This window comes from Nocardioides sp. (assembly GCF_035576065.1).
Taxonomy (GTDB): domain Bacteria; phylum Actinomycetota; class Actinomycetes; order Propionibacteriales; family Nocardioidaceae; genus Nocardioides.
The window spans coordinates 1-3231 of record NZ_DATLWX010000002.1 but is presented as its reverse complement, the minus strand read 5'-3'; the positions used below and the strand labels follow the sequence as shown (position 1 = coordinate 3231).

The 3231-nt window shown below is 68.0% G+C and carries 5 protein-coding genes; all 5 read left to right on the top strand.

Annotated features, from left to right (window positions below):
- A partial coding sequence (locus VNJ48_RS01465; protein ID WP_325598387.1) for a hypothetical protein occupies nucleotides 1-187 on the top strand: 187 nt, incomplete at its 5' end.
- Nucleotides 184-777 carry a site-specific DNA-methyltransferase gene (locus tag VNJ48_RS01460; RefSeq protein WP_325598385.1) on the top strand — a complete coding sequence of 198 codons (594 nt, stop codon included), beginning with the start codon at nucleotides 184-186 and terminating at the stop codon, nucleotides 775-777. The genes VNJ48_RS01465 and VNJ48_RS01460, both read left to right, overlap by 4 nt.
- 193 nt (nucleotides 778-970) lie before the next feature.
- Nucleotides 971-2077: an HNH endonuclease gene (locus VNJ48_RS01455; protein ID WP_325598384.1), complete on the top strand. Its 1107-nt coding sequence runs from the start codon at nucleotides 971-973 to the stop codon at nucleotides 2075-2077.
- 178 nt (nucleotides 2078-2255) lie between these two features.
- Nucleotides 2256-2690, top strand: coding sequence for a hypothetical protein (locus VNJ48_RS01450; RefSeq protein WP_325598382.1), 435 nt, complete (start codon nucleotides 2256-2258; stop codon nucleotides 2688-2690).
- Entirely contained in the window at nucleotides 2687-3163 is a 477-nt protein-coding gene (locus tag VNJ48_RS01445) for a hypothetical protein (RefSeq protein ID WP_325598380.1), read from the top strand. The genes VNJ48_RS01450 and VNJ48_RS01445 overlap by 4 nt, the downstream gene beginning before the upstream one ends.
- Nucleotides 3164-3231 lie beyond the last annotated feature (68 nt).

Genomic DNA, 3231 nt, shown 5'->3' with positions numbered 1-3231 from the left:
GCGCCGGACCTGGCCTGCGGACGAGCTGCTCGGTGAGTGGGAGATGCTGCGCGACAGCGGGCACAACGTCGCGGGTGCCGCCGGACGTCTCGGCGTCACCTACGCCGCCCTTGACCAGGCACTGTGCCGGGCGGTCGCCCGTGGTGACCGTCGCGGCTGCAGAACGCCGTTCGGGCGTGCCCTGTGACGCCCTACTACGACGCCGACGGGATCACTCTTTATCACGGTGACTGCCGGGATGCGTTGGCTCTTGACGTCGATGTGGTGGTGACAGACCCGCCCTACCCGAACAACGCCGGGCACTTCACAGAGTCGGTCGAGGATGCGCAGGAGTTCCTCACTTCGTTCCAAGCGCCCCACTGGCTCGTGTTCTGGCACCCGTTGCAGCAGCCGCCCGTGCCGCTGCCCCTGGTGGCCCTGCACGCTTGGCACCGGACCAACACCAACCGTCCCGATAACTACGAGGCAATCTACGAGTTCAACCAGGACGGACGGGAGCGTGCGTGTCGCGTGTTTCCGTTCGCGGTTATCGCGCTAGGTCTGACGGGGTGTCACGAGGCGACCGGACACCCAACGCAAAAGAACCGGAAGTTGATGCATCGCCTAGTCGGGATGACGACCGGAATAGTCCTAGACCCCTTCGCTGGGTCGGGTTCGACCCTTCTGGCAGCCCGCGAACTCGGCCGCCGCGCCATCGGTGTCGAGATTGAGGAGCGGTACTGCGACGTCATCGCCACCCGGCTCGCACAAGGTGACCTGTTCGGCGGTGCCGCGTGAGCGCGCCTCGGACGAAAGTGCCGTCTGCCGTGAGATACTGGGCAACGAGAAGCCCCCGCGACTTGGCGGTAACGGGGGCTCCTCTGGACCACCTCCCGAACCAGACCGGAAGGGGCCGTGTGCCCATGATGATGCCACGCCAGACCGACAGAACACCCGCCCCACGCCGGCGCCGTTACAACGAGGCTCCCTAGTGGCCCGCATCCGCTCCGTGAAGCCGGAGTTCTGGGACGACGAGGCCATCGGACTCCTGTCCCGCGATGCGCGACTGCTCTACGTCGCGACGTGGAACATGGCTGACGACGAGGGTCTACTGCGTTGGACCGCCTCGTTCTGCAAAGCCAGCGCCTTCATGTACGACGACGACCTTGACGTCGGTGCCATCACGGCACTGATGGGGGAACTGACCGATGCCCAGCTCATCCGCCCTTACACCGGCGGCAAGGCTCGCCAGTCGCTCGCATGGGTTGTGCAGTTCGCCAAGCACCAGAAACCCAATCGGCCGCAGCCGAGCAAGCTCCCGCCTCCGTCTATCCAAAACGGGGACGTTCTCCAGGCGTACATCCGTCGCGACCACGGGGTGTGCCACCTCTGCGGACAGGACTGCTGCACCGAGCCTAACGACCGCAGGCTCTGGCCTTCGCTCGACCACCTCGTTCCGCGCATCCAGGGAGGGTCCGACTACCCGAGCAACATCCGGCTCAGCCACACGGGATGCAACAAGGCACGGGGCGACCGGTCGGTCGAGGAGTTTGCACGGACTCCAACCGCACAGCGCATGGAAGACGCACTGAGTCGTTCAGTGAGCGACTCAGTGAACGACTCCTCGATCGTCGCGGCCCACGCTTACGACTCAGTGACCTACTCAGTGAACGACTCAGTGACCTACTCACCCCCGGAGGGGAGGGGAGTAGTAGTGGAGGGGAATGGGAGTGGGGTTCCGCCTACGGCGGCGCTCGTCCCGCTCGACCGACCGCCGGACGCCGGCACCATCGTCGCGGCCTACGTCGATGCTGTCCGCGCCACTGCCGGTCCGCTCGACAACCGCGCCAAGGGCCGGATCGCGAAGGACGCCGCCACGCTCCTCGCCGACGGAGCACCGCCTGCACTGCTCATCGCTGCCGCCCAACGTCTCGCCGCCAACGGCTTCGCCGACCTCGGAGCCGAGGCCCGCCGTATCCACGGCGAACGGACCGTTACCCCGATCCGCCGACCATCCGCCAGCGAGGCCGCAGCCACCGCAGCACTCGAAGCCGGCGCACGCGTCGCCGCCCGACACGCAGCCCAGGAGGGCGCATGAACAGCAGGGAAACCAGAGATCTGTGGGGATGCGGTCACTGCGGATGTGACCCGTCGGACCGGCTCGGACACGGCGACTCCTGCCCGTACGAGTGTCATCTGGCACAAGGCATCTGCGGCTGCGGCAATCGCTTCGACGGCGACAGCCTGTGCATGCTCAGCGCCTGCCAGGACGAGACATGAACATCCCCGAGACGTCCGCGCTCCTTGCGATGGTCGCCGCGAACGACCGCCGAACCGTCGGTGACATCGACGTCGAGGTCTGGCACGACGCCCTCGACGACATGCCCTTCGAGGACTGCCGGGCGGTCGTCCGGGCGCACGTCAGGCAGTCGTTGAGCAGCTGGCTGAGCCCGTCCGACATCCGTGCTGGCGTAAAGCGCATCCGTGCCGACCGGGTCGCCCGGGCGGTCGAGATGCCGCCGGACGCCGACCCTGACGACGTCGCTGCCTACCTCGAGGCGCTCCGGGACGGCCGGTGCCGGACCGCCTCCGGGGACCGGGCGATGGACCGGCGGGCGCTGACAGCGACGTTCCGGGACGTCCCGAAGGCGTCCCAGGCCGCGATTGAAGCCGCCCGTCAGCCGCTCCCACCTGAGCCGGTGACGTCGTGAGCGCCCGCCGGGCCGAAGTCCGCAAGCGCGTGGCTGACCGCAGGCGAGCCCTGCTCTACGAGGATGTCGGCAACCAGCGGCGCGCCCGCCACCTAGCGGACGTCGAGCGACGCTACCGGGATGGGGAGTGCACCGTCTACCCGAACCGCATCACCATCGCGCTCGACGCGGGCGGTCACGAAGGGCCGGAGGTAGACGCCGCCTGCCTTGCGGCCGAGCCTGCAGTGGACCAGTGGGAGGCAGGGCAGGCCGTCCCGACATGGGAGCAACTGGTGGCGCTGTCCGAGCTCACCGGCGTGGCCGTCGAGTTCTTCCTTGACCCGCCCGACAACGACATCGGGCCAGGCTGGTCCTGCGGTGATGGTGGCTGTCGGGTGGTGTTGCCGCATGCTGCGATCGCGCCCTACGGCTCGACGGGCCCGCCACCGTCACTGACACTCATCGCGGGCGTTACTGACGGAGCGACGAAGTGAGCGCCGGTCGTGTGGCTGACTTCGGCGCGTGCGCTGGACGCACCTACACCGAGCGCGGCCAGGAGGTC